This window comes from Falsiruegeria litorea R37 (genome assembly GCF_900172225.1).
Taxonomy (GTDB): Bacteria; Pseudomonadota; Alphaproteobacteria; order Rhodobacterales; family Rhodobacteraceae; genus Falsiruegeria; species Falsiruegeria litorea.
In genome coordinates this window covers 1-17,637 of sequence record NZ_FWFO01000005.1, presented here as the reverse complement: position 1 = coordinate 17,637, position 17,637 = coordinate 1, and the positions used below count along the sequence as shown (strand labels likewise).

Here is a 17,637-nt window from a genome sequence, read left to right as displayed (position 1 = left end):
GCGACGGTCGGCGGCTGCAAGGTGGATCAGCTTTGCGCAGCGCTCAATTTCGGGGTCTGGGAAACATGTGACTGAGAGGTAAATCGGATCATCGTTCCGCCGTTCTGGATCGGGCTGATGGTACAGATGAGGGTTTGACCAGACCGCAAGTGCACCTGCTCGCGCCATTGCGAACGGTTTTCGCGTCGGGCCACAAAATCGCGTATCTCTCCCCAAACCGGTGTGGCGCTGCATTCGTTTTGCCAGATACGAGTTGCATCCAAAACCGAGACGGTAGCAAAGCTTGCCTCGGGATCGACCTGCCAAAGCTGATGATAGGCGACGTTTGAAAAGGCCAAAGCCCCGTCCGAGGCAAAAACCGCAATTGCGTCTTCGAGCTGATCCAGGATGGACTGGCCCAGTTCCAACTCGGAGCGGAATCGGCGGGTCAACGTGATTTCGGCTGTGATGTCTTCGAACAAAAAGGCCACGGCCCCATCGGGATGAGGTCTGCCACTGACAGAGTAAACCGACCCGGATGGCAGCGACCAGGTTTCTTGGTACCTACCGTCTGCGGCAGCCTCGACAAGGTCGTTCATTTGTTGCCGCCACCCACCGTAGCTCTTTGGCTCGGGCATCATGTTCTGGTTCCTGAGGCGGTCGAAAAAGCTCATGACGCTGGGGCGGCCGCTTAGAAAATCGGCTGGTAGGGCTGTCAGATCGATCAGCGCCGGATTGAACAGGGCCAACTGTCGGTTGCGGTCAAAAATCGCAAGCCCGATAGACAGTTGGGCAAAGGTCTTGGCGAGCGTCTGAACAAAGTTCCGCTGGGCCACTTCGGCATCAACAACAGCGTTTATGTCAGTGGCATAGCACAGCTTGTTTTCATCCCGCTCAACCACGGAAAGGTCGAACCAAAGCTTCTGGTCGCTGCCTTCGGGCGAGATCGAAATGCGTCTGCGGTGTCCGTTGGGCCCAGTTGTGTCGGTCAAATCAAATAGGGGGCTCAGATCGCGGGTATCTTGTCCACGCACTTTGCGCGCCAATCGGGAATAGGCCTCATTGTGCCAGCAAACCGCGCCTTGTGAATCCACACACCACACCGGATAGGGCGCACTTTCGGTTGCGGCACGAACCGGATCAAGTTCAAGTCGCTTTGGGGCGGGCTCGTCCATTTGGCGCAGATGCACACGCGTCACACCATCGATCCACTCGCAATGGACATCTTGGCGTGCACTGACATCCACGGGCGGGACGACGAGTTCACCAGCTTGTTGGATTTGATCTGGGGATTCTGGAAAGTTCGGGAAGCGACCTGCAAGATGAGCGCGTAACCCAGGCCAATCGGCAATCTCGACCCCTTCGCGCTCGCCTGCGTCAGACAGACCCACCAATTCGGTTCCTTCGAACAGAAAGATCGGGTCGTTGCTGAGTTTGTCCAGAGATGTGACCTGAGAGAGAGGAGGCTTTGCTTGGCGCGGCGTTAGCCACAACAAGACCATGGAAGCCGACACAAGGCAGACCACACCCATCAAAACCCATTCAGAAATCATACCTCGCGTCCCTTGATTCACATCGGTTAGTGACACAAACCATGCTTCACAAAGGTTAACGCGGATTTAACCAATCCCGCAGATCAGATCTTGAACTGTTCGTTGAAGCCGATGGGCACGGCATTCTTGCCGTGTTGTGCATCGATCTGCGCGCGTGGCCAACTGACTTTGACAACAGCCCCGCGATGATCGGGGTGATCGGTCAAAGTCTGGTAGGGGTCCGAACCATTGGCAAAACTCAGCGATGCGCCGCTGCGTTCAAGGAGCGTCTTGGCGATGAAAAGGCCAAGACCCATGCCTTCGTATTCGGGACGTGACTTTTTCTCGGCATCAGACCGGCGGCGGCGCATGAAAGGATCGCCTATCCGACCGATCATATGAGGTGAATAGCCGCGCCCATCGTCAGCAATTCGCACCACGATCTGATCTTCGGTCCATTCGGATTCCACCCAAACATTGGCGCGCGAGAAATCCACCGCGTTCTGGATAAGGTTGCGCATGCCGTGGATGATTTCGGGCTTGCGAAGGATGGCGGGCTGCTGGACGTCGCCGCCTTCGCCGGGACCCTCTTCGAAATGAACGATTTTGCCACGGCCCATGTGCGGCTCTGCAGCTTCGTGGATGACGGTGCTAAGCGGCGCTTGCCGCAGGTGCAGGTCGTCTTTGCCGGCGCGTCCCATGTCCCGCAGGATGTCGCGGCAACGGTCGGCTTGTTCGCGGATCAGGGCGGCATCTTCGCGCAGATCAGGGCGGTCATCCAGCTCTTCGATCAGTTCTGCGCTGGTCAGTTTGATGGTGGCCAGTGGCGTGCCCAACTCATGCGCGGCGGCGGCTACGACGCCCCCAAGGTCGGTAAGTTTCTGCTCCCGGGCCAGCGCCATGTGGGTGGCCGAGAGGGCCTCGGACATCGACACGACTTCGGCGCTGATGCGATAGGAATAGGCGCCAAGAAAAACAATTGCGATGATGATGGCGATCCAGTTGCCGAACACGAAAATGTCAGGCACCCGCATCAGAAAGCCCATGTCGGTTCTTAGCGGCAAGTGAAATTCTGCTAGCAATGTGACAAGTACGATTGCCGTACCGCCGATGATCAGGGTCGAGCGCAAACCCATGACGTTGGCCGAGATTGTCACCGGCCCCAAAAGTAGCAATGCAAAGGGATTGTGCAGCCCGCCAGTCAGATAAAGCAGAAACGCCAGCTGAAGCAGATCGAACAGCACCATCAGGAAGTTTTCAAACTCTGACAGGCGCTTATTCTCGGGGAAGACAAAGATTGCCACCAGGTTTCCCACGACCGATACACCAATCGCTAGGTAACACAGCCCCAGCTCAAGCTGCAGGTCATACATGCGCTGCGCCACGGTGATCGCGGCAATCTGCCCGACGATGGCGACCCATCGCAGAACGATCAAGGTCCGCAGGCGGATCCAGCTGCTGCGCTGTTGCCCGCGCCAGAGGCCCATATTGGATTCTGTCATCGGTCGATTATGTCCTGTTGCAACGGCTGGATATCTTGATAGGTGTCCGCGCCGAAACGATCAACATCCCCTGTGTCACAAGGTTTGCGACCATGACCCGCCTGTATGCCATTCTTGCCGCCGTTGTTCTTGCCATCATCCTTGGGGGTGTCTGGCTGCTGACACTGGGGGGGCGCTCGGGCGATCAGTTTGCGCAATGCCGTTCGACTCAGGTTGCGGGCGGCGCAGGCGCCATCGGCGGGCCGTTCGAGCTGCTTGATGCCAAAGGCGAAACCGTGACGGACAAGGATGTGATCACGGAACCAACCTTGATTTACTTTGGCTATACGTTCTGCCCCGATGTCTGCCCGCTGGATGTGTCCCGAAATGCCGAAGCGATCGACGTGTTGACCGAGCGTGGCCAGAGCGTGACACCTGTGTTCATCTCGATCGACCCGGACCGCGACACACCCGAGGTGGTGGGTGATTTTGCCTTTAACCTGCACGAAAAGATGATCGGTTTGACCGGCTCGCCCGAGCAGGTCAAGGCGGCCAGCAAGGCCTACAAGACCTACTACAAAGCCCAAGACAAGAGCGACGAATACTATTTGGTCGACCATTCGACCTTTACCTATCTGGTTTTGCCCGAGGTTGGATTTGTCGAGTTTTTCAAACGTGATGAGACACCGGAAAGCATGGCCGACAAGGTGGGCTGTTTCCTGGATGCCGCTTAATGAGGCATGTGTGTTTGACCTTTCCACGGGTCAGGGTCATATTCAGCCTAGGCAAGACATAACAAGACCAACGGAAAGTGCAGAGCATGGCAGATACGCAGCAGCTTGAAATCGGACCGGATAAATCCCTGTTGTTGGTGGACGATGACGAACCATTTCTGCGCCGCCTTGCCAAAGCCATGGAAAAACGCGGGTTCGAGATTGAAACCGCCTCGTCCGTTGCAGCCGGCAGCGCCATAGCAACTGCGCGTCCCCCTGCATATGCGGTCGTCGACCTGCGGCTTGAGGACGGGAACGGCCTGGATGTGGTCGAGGTTTTGCGTGAAAAACGCCCCGATAGCCGCGTTGTTGTGCTGACCGGCTATGGCGCGATTGCGACGGCCGTGGCTGCGGTCAAGATCGGTGCGACCGACTATTTGTCGAAACCCGCCGATGCCACCGACATCACCAACGCGCTTTTGGCGCAGCCTGACGAATTGCCGCCGCCGCCGGAAAACCCGATGAGCGCGGACCGCGTTCGGTGGGAGCATATCCAGCGGGTCTATGAGTTGTGTGATCGTAACGTCAGTGAAACGGCTCGTCGGTTAAACATGCACCGGCGCACATTGCAGCGTATTTTGGCCAAACGTAGTCCACGGTAAAAGGTTTCCCATGTCGGAAGAAGAGCTGGATCCCAATAATCCCACCGTCCAGCCACTGCCCGAGGGGGGCTGGTCCGAACGGATCGTGACCCTGTCGGATGCTGTAGTTGTACCGCCGGAAGAAAGCGCTTTTGTTCAACCTGCCGGGGTTTTGAGCAGCGATGGCGAATACTGTCCTGAAGGTGCGTTGTGGCGCAAGTTCCGGCCTCTGACCACTCAACCCGATATGCCAAAAAAGAAACCGACGAAGCTGTCAGGTCGTTGGCTTTGGGGTGGTGTGCTGTGGGCGCATTTCGGCCACTTCCTGGTGGAAAGCTCGGCCCGATTGTGGGCCTTGGAACATATCGATGAACCAATTGACGGCATTCTGTTCATGCCCAAACGCCCCAAGGTGGGTGATTCAGTGCGCGGGTTTCACCGCGATTTCGTGGATTTGATGGCACCGGAATTGCCTATTCGTGTGACAACGGAACCGCTTGAAGTTGAAGAGCTTATTGTTCCGGGGCAGGGCTTTGGGTTGGGAAAGATCACGCAGGGCACGCAAAGGTTCCGAGATGCTGTTCACAGCCGGTTCGCCAGCAACGTTGAACCCGATGGGGCGAGCAAGATTTATATTTCGCGCTCTGCTCTGGGCATAGGCAAAGGTGGCCTGCTGGGCGAAGAACGTCTGGAAGATCTGCTGATCAAGCAGGGATATGACATTTTCCATCCCGAGAAATACGATCTGAAAACCCAATTGGCACGGTACAAGGCGGCCAAGCATGTGGTTGCGGCAGACGGTTCGGCTCTGCATCTCTATGCCATGGTGGGTCGACCGGATCAGAATGTGGCGATGATCCTGCGCCGCAAAGCGGGGGCCAACAATCTGCTGGCCGAAAATGTGAAGCACTTCACTGGCTCAGAGCCAATAATAATCGATGCGTTGCACACCGAATGGGTACGCTCGACCAAGGGCAAGTCCAATCGGCAGTCATTTGGCGAACTCAATCACAAACTGATCGGGCGGGCTTTGGGCGAGGGTGGATTCATCGATCCCAACGTTGAATGGGAACCTTTGACCGACAAGCAGCGCAAGCAGCTCTTTCTGGACAAGGGTCTTGGGGATTCCGGTGAATTTGTGGAATCGCCTGAATATGCCCAACGCCGTATTCGGCGTGTCCGTCAAGAACGACGCGCCCGCCGAGCCGCGCGCGAGGCAACTCAATCCAGCTGAGACATCAGTTCGGCGTGCCGGTTGGTGAAATCCTTTCGCACGTCAATCGGGGCGCGCAGAGCAATACGCAGCCCGTCGATCAATGTTGTGTCCGGACGGCCAAAGAACTTGCTGGCCTCAGCCTCGGAAAACCCGGCGATCTGTGTCGCTTCCATCCATGCGCTGATGCGGTCGGCTTTTTTGATCTGACGTTTGACAGAAGAGGGGATCGCAGCAGGTAGGCCAAAGCGGATGTGAATTGCGGCCGTCAACCGATCATCCAATTCGCCATAGCCGGATCCTACGGCAGCTTTCACCGGTGAAATCATGTCACCGATCACATATTCGGGGGCATCATGCAGCAGGGCGGCCAGCCGCCATTTGATGGGTGCCCTAGGGGCGATCCGACCAAAGAGCTCTTCGACCAACAGAGAATGTTCAGCCACGGAATATGCAAAGTCTCCAATGGTTTGACCGTTCCAACGTGCAACAAAGGCCAATCCGTGGGCAATGTCTTCGATCTCGACATCAACGGGGGTTGGGTCCAGCAAATCCAGCCTGCGCCCGGATAGCATCCGTTGCCACGCTCTTGGTTGTGTTGCCATGCTGCCACGCCCCTGTTTCTGCGCCATTTTTTCGCCACAATTCAGGCGCAGCCTGATCTTATCTGATCACATGCTGCCAACGCCGAGTTGAGGTCCCGTAAGTTGTAATGGGACGGCATGATCACGATATCAAGTGCTGAGGGGGGCGTGTTTCTTCCTCCCGGCGCGCCCCTCTCAGACTGAAACCTTTACTGAAAGGAGCTTGTTATGTTCAAGCGTCTGTTGGGATTTGCCCTTGCCTTTGGCATGGCCGCTACGGCCCCGCCTGCTATTGCTGCCTCCTGCGGGATGCGCGACGCCCTTGTCGAGCAATTGACCAAGAAGTATTCGGAAACGCTTACGGTTGGTGGCTTGCAAAAGGTGAACGGTGCGCAGTCTGTCATGGAGATCTGGTCATCCAGCGAAACGGGTACCTATACCGTGCTGTTGACCCATGCCAACGGAACCAGCTGCATCATCGCCGCGGGAACCGATTTCTTCCAGGCCGTGCCCAAAGTCACGGTCGACGGCACGAGCAGCTGAGCTGAAAACAGCCAGATTGCAGGTTTTCTAACCAAAAAAGCCCCACTGGCTCCACCCATTCCGGTGTGAAGGGTCATGTGCGTTGCCACTTTGATTGATGAATGTTAGTGGCAGGCAAAATGATCTAACCGGAATGGAGCATCTGATGGCCGGGGACTATATCGTCAAGGACATTTCGCTGGCCGAGTTTGGCCGCAAGGAACTGAACATCGCTGAAACCGAAATGCCGGGCCTGATGTCCCTGCGTGCGGAATACGGCGAAAGCAAGCCGCTGACTGGCGCGCGCATTGTTGGTTCGCTGCACATGACCATTCAGACCGCCGTTTTGATTGAAACGCTGGTTGCTTTGGGTGCGGACGTGCGTTGGGCATCGTGCAATATCTTCTCGACCCAAGACCATGCGGCGGCTGCGATTGCGGCGGCTGACATCCCGGTCTTTGCAATCAAGGGCCAGACCCTGGAAGAGCACTGGGACTACTTGGACAAATCCTTCCTGTTTGAAGATGGCCCGAACATGATCCTGGACGATGGCGGCGACGCGACGCTGTACATCCTGCTGGGCGCACGTGCCGAAGCGGGCGAGGACATCATCGCCGTGCCGACCTCGGAAGAGGAAGAAGTGATCAAGGCGCAGATCGCCAAGCGTATGGCGGCAAGCCCCGGCTGGTTCACCAAGATGCGCGACCAGATCAAAGGCGTGTCCGAGGAAACCACCACCGGTGTTAACCGGCTGTATCAGCTGGTGAAAGAGGGTCACCTGCCCTTCCCGGCGATCAACGTGAACGACAGCGTTACCAAGTCGAAGTTTGACAACAAATACGGTTGTAAAGAATCGCTGGTTGACGGTATCCGCCGCGCCACCGACACCATGCTGGCCGGCAAGGTTGCTGTGGTTTGTGGTTATGGCGACGTGGGCAAAGGCTCGGCCGCATCGCTGGCAGGTGCTGGCGCTCGTGTGAAGGTGACCGAAGTCGACCCGATCTGTGCCCTGCAGGCCGCGATGGACGGTTTCGAAGTCACCCTGCTGGAAGACGAAGTTGCCACTGCTGACGTGTTCATCACCACCACCGGCAACAAGGACGTGATCCGCATCGAGCACATGCGCGAGATGAAGGACATGGCCATCGTCGGCAACATCGGCCACTTCGACAACGAAATTCAGGTCGCTGCCCTGAAGAACCACAAGTGGACCAACATCAAGGAACAGGTGGACATGATCGAGATGCCTTCGGGCAGCCGTCTGATCCTGTTGTCCGAGGGTCGTCTGCTGAACCTGGGTAACGCCACAGGCCACCCGTCGTTTGTGATGTCGGCGTCGTTCACCAACCAGGTGCTGGCTCAGATCGAGCTGTTCACCAAGGGTGACGAGTACGAGAACGATGTCTACATCCTGCCCAAGCATCTGGACGAAAAGGTTGCACGTCTGCACCTGGATCGCATCGGCGTGAAGCTGACCAAGATGGACAACGAGCAGGCCGCCTACATCGGCGTCAAGCCCGAAGGCCCTTACAAGCCCGAGCACTACCGCTACTAAGTGCCGCTCAAGTTTTCGAAATGCCGTCAGAGAAATCTGGCGGCATTTTTCGTTGGATAGGCGTTATGGAGTCGGGGGGGCTCCCGCGCGGATGGGCACTGCCATTGGCAGTACCAATCCCCTTGGGCCGGGCGCCGCGCCCCTGCGGGTCACGGCGCGGTCACGCAGACAAGCTGGGCATGTGGGTGCCGCGCCCTGATGGGGTCAGGTCCAGCAGATTCCAAAGCGGCCAGAGAGCGTCGACATGGCGGGGGTGCCAATCACTGGGCGCATAGAACATCTCGGACCCCCAGAAATGCCGAATGTCATCATCATTCCGGACAAAGATGTTGATCATTGGCAACTGGTCGCCATCCGGGCTTTGACCAAGGTAGTCGGTTTGATAGCTGGTATCCTGCGCCGAAAAGAGCGGTAGCGCCTGCCAGCTCATCTGATCCTGCAGTTCGCTCAGACGTTGAGGGCTGTTCTGGGCAATCACCGCGATGGACATGCGCTTTTGGATATGGCCGATCTGCCCGGTCAACCCGTCAAGAAAGGCCGAACACATGGGGCAGGGCGACGTCGCATTTGGCCCATACATCAGGGAATAGATCGCCAATGTGTCGTGATCGCCGAACAGCGAAGACATCGACCGGCGCCCGCCCAGCAGATCTGAAAAACCATAGTCGGTGGGAACGGCGCCCCCTTTGGGCAGCGCGCGACGCTTGGCGGCGACGGTTTCGATCTGTTGGCGCAAGTCGATTTCGGCTTGCAGCAAATCGGCTCGCGCGGCGCGGTATTCCGGGCTTTCGTTTGGGAAATGGACTGTCATGGCTTTCCTTCCTTGATTAACAATATTGTTAAATAATGGAGGGGAGAAATGCAAGCTTTTGGCGGGTATCCTCTGTTTGGGGGGAAGAAACCGGGCAAAATTTCCCTTTGTGTCGCAATATTCCCCGTCTAGGCTCTTTTGCGGTGATCACATCACCGTTTGGCACTCACACTTTTGGGAGAACACACATGGGCAAACGCGACGATCTGATCGCTCAATACGCCGACGATCTGAAAAACAAATGCGGCATGGATGCCGACATGGACCTACTGACCAAAGTCACCATCGGATGCGGTCCGGCGATTTACGATGCGGATGCGTCGACAGTTGCAGCCACTCAGGAAAGCGAGCTGGAAACGGTCAAGAACAACTTTCTGATCAAGAAACTGGGTTTGGCTGATGGGCCCGAACTGATGGAAGCGATCAACAAAGTGATCGAAACCTATGGCAAATCCGAGCGCAACAAATATCGCGCGGTTGTCTATTACATGCTGACCAAGCATTTTGGCAAAGAGTCGGTCTACGGCTGATCCGTCGACCTGACTGTTTGTGAACGCCCGCAACTTGCGGGCGTTTCGCATTTTAGACGTATCTTCAAGGCTTTGCATTTGAACGAAGCCACGGCTTGGGCCATAAAGAATACATCCAGACCAGGACGGTCAGGACCTCGGATTTCATACGCGTGTGGTGACTTGGGAGCACGCGGGGTGGGGGAGGGTTCTGTATCGTCGGAACTCTCCCCGTTTTTTCATAGCAATGTTAGTACGACGCCCATGAGCGAGCAGGCGAGCGTGGCATATCCGCCGTCGATCAAGGTCAGGATGGGTGAGCGGATGGCATAAAGGTTGTTGATTCCGATCCAGGGCGTAATGAACAGCAAACCGACTCCAGCTCCGGTGGCGGCCCCTTGGGTCATCGATATCACGCCAGTGTGCAGGAACAAAAATTGCAGCGCTGCCGCCACTATCAGCAACAGAACAAAGCTGGACCCAAACACCTTTAGAGACATGCCGCTTTGGGGATCCCCCTCGGCGTTCAAGGGCAGGCGGGCGGCAACTTTCCAGCGATCCGCAAACGCCATGTACCACACCGATCCAAGAATAAAGGCGGCGAGGGCAGCAGCAAAAATACTCAGTGGGTCCATGTGGTGGTCTCCTGCGTGATGCAGGATCACACTGCCGGATCAATCCGGCTTTGTCTGCCCCAAGCCGCAGATCACCTGCCATTCACTTTCGGTGACAGGCTGTACCGACAGGCGCGAGTTCTTGACCAGCACCATGTCATCCAACCGTCCGTCGGCCTTGATCTGATCCAGGGAAACAGGTGCTTCAATGGCGCGAACTGCCTTGATGTCCACGCATTCCCAACGGTCGTCCTCGGTGGTGCTGTCAGGGTGCGCTTCGGCGCATACTTCGACAATGCCAACCACCGACTTTTCCTTTTGCGAGTGGTAGAAGAAACCGCGATCGCCCAGCTTCATCTCGCGCATGAAATTGCGCGCCTGGTAGTTTCGGACGCCATCCCATTCTTCGCCCACCTCACCCTTGGCGACCTGGTCATCCCAGCTCCAGGTCGAGGGTTCGGATTTGAACAGCCAGAACGCCATCAGATCACCTTTTTCCATGGAATCAGTTCGACGGATTCGAATAGACCGGCCTTGGCATAAGGGTCATTGTCGGCCCAGTCTTGCGCAGCGGCCATGTCTTCGACGTCCAAGATCACCAGCGAGCCGATCATGTCCTCGCCATCCAGCAGCGGCCCGGCCTGGGACACAACGCCGGTGGATTTAAGGTAGTCCACATGGGCCGGACGGTTGTCGAGCCGCGTTTGCAGGGCGCCTGCTTTGTCTTTGGCGATCAGGGCAATCAGCATGTCATTCCTCTTTCAATGGTCTGGCGAGCAGTTGAGCGGTGGCTTGGGCAATCGTCAAGCTGTGATCAAGCAAACCGACGACTGTGTGGGTAATGGGCATGTCGAGGTTCATGTCGCGCGCCTTGGAATCCACGGCCCGAGCGGTGGCGGCCCCTTCGACCGTGACCGAGGGATCGAACCCCTCGCCCCGGCCGATGGATAACCCCAGACGGTAGTTGCGCGACAGCTCGGACGAGCAGGTGAGTGTCAGATCCCCAAAACCTGACAACCCGGCAAGTGTTTCCGGCTTGGCACCACAGGCCAATGCCATCCTCTGCATCTCGGCATAGCCGCGCGTCATCAGGGCGGCGCGCGCACTGTCGCCCATGCCCGCACCAATGACCGCGCCGCACGCGATGGCCATGACGTTCTTCAATGCGCCACCCAGTTCAGCGCCTGCTGTATCGGTGGTGCGGTAGAGGCGTAGATTGGCAGTGGTCAGTTGCTCTTGCAGTTTGGTGCATAAGTTCGGGTCACTGCAAGCAAGCGTCAGTGCGGTGGGCAGACCAGCGGCAATGTCCTGGGCAAAGCTGGGACCCGTCAGCAGGGCGGCCTTGGCGGATGGCACCGTTTCGTTCATCACTTGCACCGGGCCAAGGCCGGTTGTCAGCTCGATCCCCTTGCAGCAGGCAACCAGAACATGCCCGTCGAACAGGGCACTGTGTTCGGCCAGGATTGCGCGCAGTTTTTGCATCGGAACGGCTAACAGCAGGGTGTCGGCTTGGGTGGCCTGTTCAAGGTCCGACGTGACCAGAATCGCCTCGGGCAACGGATACCCGGGCAGGCGGGCCGTGTTTTCCCGCGCCTCAGTCATGGCCTGCGCATGAACGGGGTTGCGCGACCACAGGGTGACAGGCTGTTTTCCGGCCAGTGAAATGGCCAGGGCCGTGCCAAAGGCGCCGGACCCAAGAACAGCAACGCTCATGCCTTGGCCCCTTTTTTGCCGCTGCCCAGCATTGCGGGTGCGGATTGGTCCAGCGGCCAGCGTGGGCGGGCCATCAAATCCATGCCATCGGTCTTTCCAAGCTTGAACCGCTCCATTCCTGCATAGGCGATCATCGCGGCGTTGTCGGTGCACAGCGCGAGCGGTGGGGCAAGGAATTCGGCGCCCGCGTCGGCGCAAACCTCTTGCAGTGCCGTACGGATCGCGGTGTTGGCAGCAACGCCTCCGGCAACGGCCACGGTTGGCTGCGCGGGGTCGTGTTCCAGATAGAGTTTGAGCGCGCGGCGGGTCTTTTCGGCCAAAGTGTCGACGACCGCCTGCTGGAATCCGGCACACAAGTCAGCGCGATCCTGACGGGACAGGCCACCCTTTTCCCCGGCCACCTGATCCCGCATCCGCATTAGCGCGGTCTTGAGGCCTGAGAATGACAGATCGCAATCGGGTCGATCCAGTAAGGGACGGGGAAAGCGGAACCGTTTGGGATCGCCATTGCGCGCTTCGGCCTCGACCGAGGGGCCGCCGGGTTGCGGCAGACCCAACAGGCGGGCGGTCTTGTCGAACGCTTCGCCCGGTGCGTCGTCAATGGTGCCGCCCAGGCGGGTGAACTCTTCGGGGCCATGGGAAACCAGGTATTGGCAGTGACCTCCCGAAACCAGCAGCATCAGATAGGGAAAGGCCACACCATCCGTCAGACGTGGGGTCAGCGCGTGACCCGCCAGATGGTTGACGCCCACCAACGGCTTGCCTGTCGCAGCACTCAGCCCTTTGGCGCACATGACACCCGACATCACGCCGCCGATCAGTCCGGGCCCGGCGGTCACGGCGATGGCATCTACATCGGTCAGCGACAGGCAAGATTGCTCTAGCGCTTGCATCACGCAGACATCCAGCTTTTCGGCATGGGCGCGGGCCGCAATCTCGGGCACGACGCCGCCGAAGGCGCTGTGAAGCTCGGTCTGACCGTGCACGACCGACGACAGGATTTCCGCCGCCCCATCGCCCGTTTGCCGAACAATCGCGGCAGCCGTGTCGTCGCAGCTGCTTTCCAGCCCAAGGATGGTAAGTGTTTGCTCCATCGGCCCCAACCGTTGCATCATAACCTCGTGGCGGGGTATCACCCCGCAGCTCTGCAAACAATCCCGAGGCAGGAGGCGACACAGCCAGTGTATCTTTTGATGACACGCCCTCGGGCCGCGTCCGAGCGGTTTGTGGCCCAACTGTCCCAGCCCGTTCAGGAGGTGATAGAACCAGTCTATTCCCCTCTGTTGGATATTCGCCTGGTTGGAGAGGATGTGGATGTTGGGGATACGCGGGGGTTGATATTCACATCCTCGAACGGGGTGGCGGCTGCGGCCCGGATCATGACAGCCCGCAATTTGCCATGCTTTTGTGTCGGACAGGCCACCACAGTTGCGGCCAGGCGGCAGGGGTGGTCGGCGTCAATGGCGGGCGAAAGCGCTGAAGCACTGATTGCCGGGCTGCTGCGGCAGCGCCCGGATGGGCCGCTGCTGCACCTACGCGGTCAAAGCGGCGTCGGCGACGTGGCGCAGACATTGACGCAGTTGGGTCTAACTACGCGCGAGCGGGTTGTTTATTGTCAGGATCTTCTGCCGCTCACCGACGAAGCAGTCAGTGCCCTTGGCGGTTCCGCACCTGTCATTGCGCCGATTTTCTCACCTCGGACCGCGCGACAATTTGCCGACCTTGTCCAACCCGTTGCACCACTGTTGCTGGCTGCGATGAGCGACGCTGTTGCGAAACCCCTTATTTCCTTGACCGCTCAGGCAGTTCGGGTCGCGAAACGTCCCGATTCCGACGCGATGGTGACAGCGGTTGAAAAGCTTGTGAAGCAAGCGTTGCGGGTTGAGGGCGGACCAGACGCGCATTAGTGTTCAGACGCGTCTCGCGGTTAAACAATTTGAGAATCAAAGGGGAATGACGGTGGCCGATAAGAAAGTTTCAGATCTGGAAACAGGCGCCAACCCCAAGACGGATGAGCCAGAAACCGAAGGCCCAGCAACCGAAGACGTGGACACGTCTGACCAAGCAACCACATCGGAAACAGAAGAACCGGTTGAGCAAACGGCGAATGCCGAAACGTCCGACGCGTCGGATGACGGTGTTGACGGAGAGCCCGTAGAAGAGACCCCGTCTTCCGAGACCGAGACCGAGACCGAGACCGAGACCGAGACCGAGACCGAGACCGAGACCGAGACCGAGACCGAGACCGAGACCGAGACCGAGACCGAGACCGAGACCGAGACCGAGACCGAGACCGCAGGTGCCGAAGTGCCCTCGGAACCTGAACGGGTCGTCGAACGAACCATTGAGAAACGCGGTGGCTTTGGTCCGGCCCTGATAGGCGGTGTTGTCGCCGCAATGTTGGGGTTTGTCGCGGCCAAGACGCAAATTGTTGATCCGCTGCTGCCGCCGTCGATGCGTGCCGCTGACAATGGCGAAGTGATCGAAAAGCTGACCGCTCAGATTGACAGCCAAGCCAAGTCCTTGGCCGAACTCAAGGCCTCTGTCGCGGGGATCGAGCTGCCGGATGTGTCCGGGATCAATCAACAGGTGGAACAACTGTCCGGCACCGTGGCTCCGCTGGCAAGTGAGATATCGGCCCTCAAAGGACAGATCGATGGCCTTGGCGAATTGGATGACCGCCTGACCGCTGTCGAGAAACGCCCGCTCTCCGAAGGGGCCTCGTCCGAGGCGGTTGCTGCTTATGAACGCGAGTTGGCCAAGCTGCAGGAGACCATCGTCGCGCAGCGCACCGAGGTCGAAGGTTTGATCGACAAGGCCCGCGCGATGGAGGCCGAGGCCCGCGCGCTGGAGGAACAAGCCGCCGCAAACGCACAGCTTTCGGCCAACCGTGCCGCTGCCGCGCGCTTGCGCAGCCAGTTGGACACCGGTGCCCCGTTCGATGGGCTGGTGGCAGAGCTGACCGCTGGTGGTATTGCCGTCCCGGATGCGCTGACCGCATCGGCAGCTGAAGGTGTTGTGACCGTTGCAACGCTGCGCGAAGGGTTCCCCCCTGCCGCGCGTGAAACTCTGGCTGTTGCGCGCAAGACGGACGAGGGTGGAACCGAAGGCATCGGCGCTTTCTTCCAACGCCAACTTGGCGCTCGTTCGGTCGAACCGCGTGAAGGCGGCGATCCGGACGCCGTGTTGTCACGGACCGAGGCTGCGCTGGTTTCGGGAAACTTGACCCAAGCGCTTGATGAAATTTCGGCCCTGCCAGAAGCGGCACAGGCCGCATTGGCCGATTGGGTCAGTGTCGCTCGTACCCGTCAGGCCGCCATTGCAGCCGCAGATGCGCTTGCGCAAAGCCTTAACTCGAACTGAAGGATCTGCCATGCTTTGGTCCCTGCTCAAGATACTTGTTTTTGTTGCGATCATTGGCCTGTTGGCGCTGGGCGCGGGCTTTTTGATGGAGACATCGGGCGGCGTGCAGATCACTGTGGCCGGAACCGAATATACGCTTGGCCCGCTACAGTCAGTGATCGGGTTCATGGTGCTGGTCGGCGCGGTCTGGCTGTTCTTCAAGCTGCTGACCCTACTGATTGCGACGCTCAAGTTCCTCAATGGCGATGAAACCGCCCTGTCGCGTTATTTCGACCGGGGACGTGAAAAGCGCGGCTATCAGGCGCTGGCTGATGGCCTGATGGCGCTGGCCTCGGGCGAGGGACGCCTGGCCTTGTCCAAGGCGGCCAAAGCCGAGAAACTGTTGCAAAAGCCCGAGCTGACCAACCTGCTGGTGGCACAAGCGGCCGAAATGACCGGCGACACCAAAAAGGCGGCCGAGACCTATAAGAAGTTGATCGGCGACAACGCCACCCGCTTTGTTGGGGTGCGCGGTGTGCTGAAACAGAAGCTGTCCGAAGGCGATGACGAGACCGCGTTGAAGCTGGCGGAAAAGGCATTGGCGATCAAGCCCCGCCACGAAGAGACGCAAGACATCCTGCTGGGTTTGCAAACCAAATCGCAGGACTGGACCGGTGCGCGTTCGACTCTGACTGCCAAACTGAAATCCGGTAGCTTGCCGCGTGACGTGTACAAGCGCCGTGATGCGGTGCTGGCCCTGTCCGAGGCCAAAGATATCCTGTCCGACACCAACTCGGTCGAAGCGCAAGAACGCGCGATCGAAGCGAACAAACTGTCGCCTGATCTGGTGCCAGCGGCGGCCATGGCAGCTCGGGCGCATATCGCTAAGGGCAAACCCAAGAACGCAGGGCGTCTGCTCAAAAAGGCCTGGGATGCGCAGCCGCACCCCGATCTGGCCCACGCTTTTGCCGATGCGGCTCCGGATGAGACAGCCGACGAGCGTGTCAAACGTTTTGCCGTGCTGGCAAAGGTTCATCCGCAGCACATGGAAACCCGTCTGATGATGGCCGAGTTGCACATCGTTGCCGAGGATTTCCCCGAGGCGCGTCGTGCTTTGGGTGATCTGATCGAGCAGGACGACGCTGACGCCCGGGCTTATACCCTGATGGCGGCCATCGAACGAGGTGAGGGTGCTTCGGACACCGTGGTTCAGGGGTGGCTGGCCAAAGCGCTGTCGGCACCTCGTGGTCCGCAATGGGTCTGCGACAACTGCCATGACATCCACGCGGAATGGACACCGGTCTGCTCGAACTGCGGCAGCTTTGACACACTGTCCTGGAAGGCGAGCCCCAAGGCAGAGGTTTCGACCGCAACCGGTGCGCATATGCTGCCATTGATCGTGGGTGCGATCGAAGACAAGCCCCGGGCCGTGGACGAAGACACGGCTGAGACAGTCGAAGAAGAGGATCTAATCGAAGTGGTGGCCGAAGAGAACACCGTGGAAGATCCAGCACGCCAGTCCTGAGCTACATAACATCGCTATTGAGACGCCCATCTGCAGCCACGCAGGTGGGCGTTTTTGTTTGCTCGCAGTCTTTGATGCAAAAATCTATGACACCTGTGCAATTTCAGTCTGAGCGCGACATGGCGCCATCAGCATTGTCCACCGTGCAAATGTTCTTGGTCGTGTTTGGAACGGCGGCTGCAATCCTGATTGGGAGACTTCATCGGGTTCAACGAAACCGATGACATAAGCCGTGTCGCCAACTCGGCGGTCTGCTTGTTCGGCTGCTTCACGGCTATTGCCTTGATTGTAGTACTGGCCAGTCGGGTCTTGATCGCAAAACAGAAGCGAAAGGGATTTTGCGAGGCGGAGTGAAACCACAAAATTTCGAAGAGTTCGCTGCAAAGGTCGGGTTTGGGGGGTGGTGCCTCAAGAGGGACTCGAACCCCCGACCTTGTCCTTACGAAGGACCTGCTCTACCAGCTGAGCTATTGAGGCAGTACAATGCGACTTGCAGTGATACTGGGCCGACTTTTTCCAACATCTTTGATCCGTCGTCAATTGGTCAAAGGTTTCGATCATGAAACTCGAGCCGAAATCACGATCCGTGTGAATCAACAGCCAAGTTCCAAGTTGTAGTGAGGGCGACTCGTGGGCGGATTCCGGCGAAGGCTTGTGGCTTTGTGGTTATCTCTCACTAGATGTAGATTTTTGGTCATTTGTGTTGACTGGTTCGGCAAACGGTAGCGTTCACAGTTTACCGTGGAATGAGATGATGTAAGTGCTCATTGTCGAGCTAACATGTTGAATTTGTTTATGTTTTCAAGTTTTTTGATGTTTTTGTGATTTTTGTGAATTTTTGGGTTGCGGGTGTTTGGAGTTAGGACTAGAACCCCCTTCACCGGCGGCGCTGAGGCGCTACGG

Annotated in this window: 18 protein-coding genes and 1 tRNA gene; 9 read left to right on the top strand and 10 right to left on the bottom strand. The window is 58.1% G+C overall.

The features are described from left to right. Window positions 1-26: 26 nt before the first annotated feature. Both TRL7639_RS19900 and regB read right to left on the bottom strand, forming a co-directional pair. A complete protein-coding gene (locus TRL7639_RS19900) occupies window positions 27-1,532 on the bottom strand; it encodes a PAS-domain containing protein (protein WP_235820468.1) in 1,506 nt (501 codons plus the stop codon). 83 nt (window positions 1,533-1,615) lie between these two features. Further along, the gene (gene regB, locus TRL7639_RS19895; RefSeq protein ID WP_085797647.1) at window positions 1,616-3,013 is read right to left on the bottom strand and encodes a sensor histidine kinase RegB; all 1,398 of its coding nucleotides are present in this window, start codon (window positions 3,011-3,013) and stop codon (window positions 1,616-1,618) included. Between the two features lie 92 nt (window positions 3,014-3,105). On the opposite strand from regB, the gene TRL7639_RS19890 reads away from it, so the two are divergent. From TRL7639_RS19890 to TRL7639_RS19880, 3 genes are all read left to right on the top strand, one after another. Further along, window positions 3,106-3,726 (top strand): SCO family protein, encoded by a 621-nt coding sequence (locus tag TRL7639_RS19890; protein WP_085797829.1) that lies wholly within the window; start codon window positions 3,106-3,108, stop codon window positions 3,724-3,726. A gap of 86 nt (window positions 3,727-3,812) precedes the next feature. Continuing rightward, entirely contained in the window at window positions 3,813-4,367 is a 555-nt protein-coding gene (locus TRL7639_RS19885) for an ActR/PrrA/RegA family redox response regulator transcription factor (protein WP_085797646.1), read from the top strand. A 10-nt stretch (window positions 4,368-4,377) separates the two neighbouring features. Then, window positions 4,378-5,580 carry a glycosyltransferase family 61 protein gene (locus TRL7639_RS19880; RefSeq protein ID WP_085797645.1) on the top strand — a complete coding sequence of 401 codons (1,203 nt, stop codon included), beginning with the start codon at window positions 4,378-4,380 and terminating at the stop codon, window positions 5,578-5,580. Here TRL7639_RS19880 and TRL7639_RS19875 read toward each other — a convergent pair. Beyond that, window positions 5,568-6,164: an HD domain-containing protein gene (locus tag TRL7639_RS19875; RefSeq protein ID WP_085797828.1), complete on the bottom strand. Its 597-nt coding sequence runs from the start codon at window positions 6,162-6,164 to the stop codon at window positions 5,568-5,570. The genes TRL7639_RS19880 and TRL7639_RS19875 overlap by 13 nt on opposite strands. A 207-nt stretch (window positions 6,165-6,371) precedes the next feature. Between TRL7639_RS19875 and TRL7639_RS19870 the strand changes: the two genes are divergently transcribed. Further along, on the top strand, window positions 6,372-6,686 hold the full coding sequence (locus tag TRL7639_RS19870; protein WP_085797644.1) for a hypothetical protein: 315 nt from the start codon (window positions 6,372-6,374) through the stop codon (window positions 6,684-6,686). 145 nt (window positions 6,687-6,831) lie between these two features. Beyond that, window positions 6,832-8,220, top strand: coding sequence for an adenosylhomocysteinase (ahcY, locus tag TRL7639_RS19865; protein WP_085797827.1), 1,389 nt, complete (start codon window positions 6,832-6,834; stop codon window positions 8,218-8,220). A gap of 160 nt (window positions 8,221-8,380) precedes the next feature. On the opposite strand, the gene TRL7639_RS19860 is transcribed toward ahcY, so the two are convergent. Further along, a complete protein-coding gene (locus TRL7639_RS19860) occupies window positions 8,381-9,031 on the bottom strand; it encodes a DUF899 family protein (protein WP_085797643.1) in 651 nt (216 codons plus the stop codon). 188 nt (window positions 9,032-9,219) lie between these two features. Here TRL7639_RS19860 and TRL7639_RS19855 point away from each other — a divergent pair, with 188 nt between their 5' ends. Continuing rightward, window positions 9,220-9,561: a DUF2853 family protein gene (locus TRL7639_RS19855; RefSeq protein WP_085797642.1), complete on the top strand. Its 342-nt coding sequence runs from the start codon at window positions 9,220-9,222 to the stop codon at window positions 9,559-9,561. Window positions 9,562-9,779: 218 nt separating this feature from the next. Here TRL7639_RS19855 and TRL7639_RS19850 read toward each other — a convergent pair whose 3' ends face one another. The 5 genes from TRL7639_RS19850 to tsaD are packed head-to-tail and all read right to left on the bottom strand — an operon-like array spanning window position 9,780 to window position 12,961. After that, a complete protein-coding gene (locus TRL7639_RS19850) occupies window positions 9,780-10,175 on the bottom strand; it encodes a DUF1761 domain-containing protein (RefSeq protein ID WP_085797641.1) in 396 nt (131 codons plus the stop codon). Between the two features lie 39 nt (window positions 10,176-10,214). Beyond that, window positions 10,215-10,637, bottom strand: coding sequence for an EVE domain-containing protein (locus tag TRL7639_RS19845; RefSeq protein ID WP_085797640.1), 423 nt, complete (start codon window positions 10,635-10,637; stop codon window positions 10,215-10,217). After that, on the bottom strand, window positions 10,637-10,903 hold the full coding sequence (locus TRL7639_RS19840) for a YciI family protein (protein ID WP_085797639.1): 267 nt from the start codon (window positions 10,901-10,903) through the stop codon (window positions 10,637-10,639). Before TRL7639_RS19840 ends, TRL7639_RS19845 begins: the two co-directional genes overlap by 1 nt. Before the next feature lies 1 nt (window position 10,904). After that, entirely contained in the window at window positions 10,905-11,867 is a 963-nt protein-coding gene (locus TRL7639_RS19835) for an NAD(P)H-dependent glycerol-3-phosphate dehydrogenase (protein ID WP_085797638.1), read from the bottom strand. Further along, window positions 11,864-12,961: a tRNA (adenosine(37)-N6)-threonylcarbamoyltransferase complex transferase subunit TsaD gene (gene tsaD, locus TRL7639_RS19830; RefSeq protein ID WP_085797825.1), complete on the bottom strand. Its 1,098-nt coding sequence runs from the start codon at window positions 12,959-12,961 to the stop codon at window positions 11,864-11,866. The genes TRL7639_RS19835 and tsaD overlap by 4 nt, the downstream gene beginning before the upstream one ends. A gap of 87 nt (window positions 12,962-13,048) precedes the next feature. Between tsaD and TRL7639_RS19825 the strand changes: the two genes are divergently transcribed. From TRL7639_RS19825 to TRL7639_RS19815, 3 genes are read left to right on the top strand one after another with little or no spacing between them, the layout of a single operon-like run. Next, entirely contained in the window at window positions 13,049-13,774 is a 726-nt protein-coding gene (locus tag TRL7639_RS19825) for a uroporphyrinogen-III synthase (RefSeq protein ID WP_235820466.1), read from the top strand. A 46-nt stretch (window positions 13,775-13,820) separates the two neighbouring features. Beyond that, a complete protein-coding gene (locus tag TRL7639_RS19820) occupies window positions 13,821-15,230 on the top strand; it encodes a COG4223 family protein (RefSeq protein ID WP_085797637.1) in 1,410 nt (469 codons plus the stop codon). A gap of 10 nt (window positions 15,231-15,240) precedes the next feature. Then, window positions 15,241-16,734, top strand: coding sequence for a heme biosynthesis protein HemY (locus TRL7639_RS19815; protein WP_085797636.1), 1,494 nt, complete (start codon window positions 15,241-15,243; stop codon window positions 16,732-16,734). Between the two features lie 401 nt (window positions 16,735-17,135). On the opposite strand, the gene TRL7639_RS19810 is transcribed toward TRL7639_RS19815, so the two are convergent. After that, a tRNA-Thr gene (locus tag TRL7639_RS19810) sits at window positions 17,136-17,211 on the bottom strand. Between the last annotated feature and the right edge of the window lie 426 nt (window positions 17,212-17,637).

Bases quoted from the DNA above. Each gene is read 5' to 3' on its own strand.
- TRL7639_RS19900 (WP_235820468.1), bottom strand. From the start codon at position 1,532: ATGATTTCTGAATGGGTTTTGATGGGTGTGGTCTGCCTTGTGTCGGCT.
- regB (WP_085797647.1), bottom strand. From the start codon at position 3,013: ATGACAGAATCCAATATGGGCCTCTGGCGCGGGCAACAGCGCAGCAGC.
- TRL7639_RS19890 (WP_085797829.1), top strand. From the start codon at position 3,106: ATGACCCGCCTGTATGCCATTCTTGCCGCCGTTGTTCTTGCCATCATC.
- TRL7639_RS19885 (WP_085797646.1), top strand. From the start codon at position 3,813: ATGGCAGATACGCAGCAGCTTGAAATCGGACCGGATAAATCCCTGTTG.
- TRL7639_RS19880 (WP_085797645.1), top strand. From the start codon at position 4,378: ATGTCGGAAGAAGAGCTGGATCCCAATAATCCCACCGTCCAGCCACTG.
- TRL7639_RS19875 (WP_085797828.1), bottom strand. From the start codon at position 6,164: ATGGCAACACAACCAAGAGCGTGGCAACGGATGCTATCCGGGCGCAGG.
- TRL7639_RS19870 (WP_085797644.1), top strand. From the start codon at position 6,372: ATGTTCAAGCGTCTGTTGGGATTTGCCCTTGCCTTTGGCATGGCCGCT.
- ahcY (WP_085797827.1), top strand. From the start codon at position 6,832: ATGGCCGGGGACTATATCGTCAAGGACATTTCGCTGGCCGAGTTTGGC.
- TRL7639_RS19860 (WP_085797643.1), bottom strand. From the start codon at position 9,031: ATGACAGTCCATTTCCCAAACGAAAGCCCGGAATACCGCGCCGCGCGA.
- TRL7639_RS19855 (WP_085797642.1), top strand. From the start codon at position 9,220: ATGGGCAAACGCGACGATCTGATCGCTCAATACGCCGACGATCTGAAA.
- TRL7639_RS19850 (WP_085797641.1), bottom strand. From the start codon at position 10,175: ATGGACCCACTGAGTATTTTTGCTGCTGCCCTCGCCGCCTTTATTCTT.
- TRL7639_RS19845 (WP_085797640.1), bottom strand. From the start codon at position 10,637: ATGGCGTTCTGGCTGTTCAAATCCGAACCCTCGACCTGGAGCTGGGAT.
- TRL7639_RS19840 (WP_085797639.1), bottom strand. From the start codon at position 10,903: ATGCTGATTGCCCTGATCGCCAAAGACAAAGCAGGCGCCCTGCAAACG.
- TRL7639_RS19835 (WP_085797638.1), bottom strand. From the start codon at position 11,867: ATGAGCGTTGCTGTTCTTGGGTCCGGCGCCTTTGGCACGGCCCTGGCC.
- tsaD (WP_085797825.1), bottom strand. From the start codon at position 12,961: ATGGAGCAAACACTTACCATCCTTGGGCTGGAAAGCAGCTGCGACGAC.
- TRL7639_RS19820 (WP_085797637.1), top strand. From the start codon at position 13,821: ATGACGGTGGCCGATAAGAAAGTTTCAGATCTGGAAACAGGCGCCAAC.
- TRL7639_RS19815 (WP_085797636.1), top strand. From the start codon at position 15,241: ATGCTTTGGTCCCTGCTCAAGATACTTGTTTTTGTTGCGATCATTGGC.